The organism is Bartonella sp. AA81SXKL, from assembly GCF_042196945.1.
GTDB lineage: Bacteria > Pseudomonadota > Alphaproteobacteria > Rhizobiales > Rhizobiaceae > Bartonella.
In genome coordinates this window covers 1-3,298 of record NZ_JBHIRH010000044.1, presented here as the reverse complement: position 1 = coordinate 3,298, position 3,298 = coordinate 1, and the positions used below count along the sequence as shown (strand labels likewise).

General features: G+C 38.2%; 5 protein-coding genes. 1 reads left to right on the top strand and 4 read right to left on the bottom strand.

Annotated features, from left to right (window positions below):
* Positions 1-2 precede the first annotated feature (2 nt).
* The 4 genes from ACFINZ_RS09105 to ACFINZ_RS09090 form a co-directional block, all read right to left on the bottom strand.
* Positions 3-761 carry a hypothetical protein gene (locus ACFINZ_RS09105; protein ID WP_375701362.1) on the bottom strand — a complete coding sequence of 253 codons (759 nt, stop codon included), beginning with the start codon at positions 759-761 and terminating at the stop codon, positions 3-5.
* A gap of 19 nt (positions 762-780) precedes the next feature.
* Complete coding sequence (locus ACFINZ_RS09100) at positions 781-1,242, bottom strand: hypothetical protein (RefSeq protein WP_375701361.1); 462 nt, start codon at positions 1,240-1,242, stop codon at positions 781-783.
* A gap of 11 nt (positions 1,243-1,253) precedes the next feature.
* Positions 1,254-1,580, bottom strand: a complete 327-nt coding sequence (locus ACFINZ_RS09095; protein WP_375654754.1) for a dATP/dGTP diphosphohydrolase domain-containing protein — start codon at positions 1,578-1,580, stop codon at positions 1,254-1,256.
* Between the two features lie 574 nt (positions 1,581-2,154).
* Positions 2,155-2,472: a hypothetical protein gene (locus ACFINZ_RS09090; RefSeq protein ID WP_375668672.1), complete on the bottom strand. Its 318-nt coding sequence runs from the start codon at positions 2,470-2,472 to the stop codon at positions 2,155-2,157.
* Positions 2,473-2,601: 129 nt separating this feature from the next.
* Here ACFINZ_RS09090 and ACFINZ_RS09085 point away from each other — a divergent pair, with 129 nt between their 5' ends.
* On the top strand, positions 2,602-2,910 hold the full coding sequence (locus ACFINZ_RS09085) for a hypothetical protein (protein ID WP_375668670.1): 309 nt from the start codon (positions 2,602-2,604) through the stop codon (positions 2,908-2,910).
* Positions 2,911-3,298 lie beyond the last annotated feature (388 nt).

The following is a 3,298-nucleotide window of genomic DNA, read 5'->3' as shown; positions in this document are numbered from 1 at the left end:
CTCTAAAGCCATATTCTGTACTCCCAATAATAACGGAGTCGCTCCCATATTCTACGGTGCCAAGGTAGAGATGCCATGTATTGTTGTGGTGTTAACATAGACAATTTATAAGTCGTATTGGAAATGTAATTAAAGTTTGGAACTAGGTGATCACCACGTAATCTGCCGCCACCAAAAACAGCCCCTAAACCACTAATCCAACAATTACCTTCGTGACTGAGGTTCTCTTCACTCTCTACCCAGCCACCTAAATCACCTTTCTTTACTTTGCCAAAGCTTCTCAATGCTCGTATTCGGTGTAACTTGAAAGGACCGAGATCAACTGTATCGTCTGTAAGTTCGTATTTCTTTTTACTACTATTAACTAAATCACAACCACTAATAAAACCTGTATCAATCCATGCATCACCACACACACGGGCATTTTCACAAATTATTGCTGTACCGTATACATGTGCATTACCAAAAACTTTAGCATCAAAATAAACAATGGCATTGCCATAAACATGAGCGTTATCATAAACGTTGGCATTACCAAAAACCTTGGCTCGACCGTAAACCCTAGCACTACCATAAACCTTTGCATCGTCCCCAACCCAACAGTCTCCCTCATGACTTAAATTGCTTTCATTTTCAATAAAGCCACCTAAGTCACCTGCGTACACATCTCTAAAATTTCTTAAAGCACGTATACGGTGAAGCGTAACTCCATTAACTTCGATTGTTTCATCAGTAGATTCATACTTCTTTTTAAGTATCATATCTTCCACCTCTATCTTCTCACTTACTTTTCTTCTTACTCTTCTTATTCTTATGAGGCGGCGCTTTTACTGCTTCATCACGCTGTTTAAGCTCTTGTGTTAGTCTTTGAATTTTCTCGTCACGTTCTTTAATCTCTTGCTTCAGTTGTTTAATTTCCGTATCACGTGATTGCACATCTGCTTCGAGTGTCATTACAACTTCACTTACATTTCTGAACGCCTTTTCATGCTCTTCAGTCTTTTGTTTCAGTTGTTTAATTTCCTTGTCACGTTCTTCAAGATCCGCATCACATTCATCAATTGTCTGCTTGCTTTCCTTTAAATACCTAAACTCATTCTCTTTCATTTTTTTCTTAATATCTTGAACCTGCTCTTTAAGTGCTTTAACTTGATCGCGATAATGCAATGCAATACGAAACATCACTCCGCTTAAGAGCAAAACTGAAACCACTGCTATCCATAAAATTTCATTCGAACTCATCTTTATCTCCTTTAATTTTTATGAGGGCGGTCATCATGACCAATCTGTTGTGCTTCGCATTCCATTAAAAAAAGAATGCAACAAGCCGCATGTGCCAAGTGTGATAAATCACTCTCAGCATCCTTATGCTCTCCACCAAACCATGCTAATAAATGACGTAAAGCAGCACCGTGAAACCTGCTCCAGTGCATGCCATTACGCCAATTGTTTGCTCCGTACTTCTTTGCCCCAAACTCTAAAACTTTACCAATTTCAAGCAGTGCCAACGGCGGTATAAGCTCTACACGAGGCTTACCATCATCATTCTTATGCGCTTCATTTGCATTATGTGAACACATATAAACTCTGTCGCCACCATATTCTTCAGTGCCGCAAACATATGCATTTCCATAAATCTTGGCCTTACCATAAACCACGGCATGACCGAACACCTTAGCAGCATCACAAACCTTGGCATAACCACAAACCTTGGCGTTGCCATAAACCTTGGCGTTGCCATAAACATGGATATTATCGTAAACGTAAGCATTACCAAAAACCGCGGCTTGACCGTAAACCCTAGCATTGCCAAATACATGCGCATTACCACAAACCTTGGCGTTGCCATAAATCGCAGCTGCTAAAAGAACATTGGCATTCTCATAAACACGGGCATTGTCATAAACATGAGAAAAACCAAGAACCTTGGCATTGCCAAAAACACGTGCATCACCATAAACCCATGCCCTATTCCCAACCCAACAATCACCTTCATGACTTAGGTTGTCTTCTTTCTCTATATAGCCTCCTAAATCACCTGCTTTAACATCACCAAAGTCTCTCAGTGCACGAATGCGGTGAAGTGTTCTGCCATCAAACTCAATTGTTTCATCAGTAAGTTCGTATTTCTTTTCTACAGCCATCATCACCTCCTTAAGGCTGCAAAGTCTCACGCGCGCTATCAACGCCGGAACTTTTTGCAAATGTAGTCATTGGGGGGTGTTGCTCTTGCATTAATCTCTGCAAGCGCTCGGGATAAAAAAAATCTTCTGGACGCAAATCTATCCCATGATCACGTGCATAATTTAAAAGCATAATTTGGTATTTAGCTGGAATGATGCCGCCTTTACCCTCTCGCTTTTCAAAGGGGTAAGTCCATTTATAAACAGCAGACACATGGCATTGAGAAATCAACGACACACGTTTTGCACCACCTAAATATTTTATAATCATAACTGCTGGAGTAATCATGTAATCCAAAATTTCTGTCATATATTTACGTATTACGCAAATATAAGCAAAATTTTCGTAATACGCAATATTGATTATTTAATAATTTTAAGAGAGAAAAATAAAATGGATTTTCAAAAGCTAATAAAAATGTGGATTAATGAAAAATTAAATGAAATGGGGCATGGAAGCCGTAAGGCTTTAGGGCAACATTTAGGATTGAGTCCATCATCTATTACGCGCTTATTATCGATTGATGACTCTGACTCTAAAGCCTACCGTGATATCACCGCAGAAGAGCTAGTGAAGCTACACAGTTTCTTTAAGGAGTATCCTCCGTATCCGGCTTTAAGCAAGATAGATCAAGATTTTTATGATCTATATTCGTCTTGCAATGAAGAAGAACGGAGGGCAGTTTTAGCGTTTCTTCATACTTTAATCGAATCAAAAAAGCGATAACTGCTGTTTTTTCTTCATTTGACAATTGTAAAAATTTTCTTTTGGCAGTCTTATAACCTTTCATAAAATCTCCAAATATCTATAAAAACACACTAATCTTTAGATGAATACTCATAAAATAATTTTCGTTATACGGTATTTTTATGTTGACATTACCGTAAAACGAAAATATATTCACTCCATATCTTAGAAAATAACTTTTGCCAATAGGCAGTATGGAGGCATTTGTGAATAAACCAGTGTTTATAAATTCTGATGAAATTCTCTTAGTGATGTGCGAAAATGAAGAGCAAAATCTCGCTAAATCTGGTCCTTTATTAGAAGAAAAGGACATTATCAATTTTATCGACCAAACCGATAATGCTGTCCAAATTTTGCGCGTAGAACC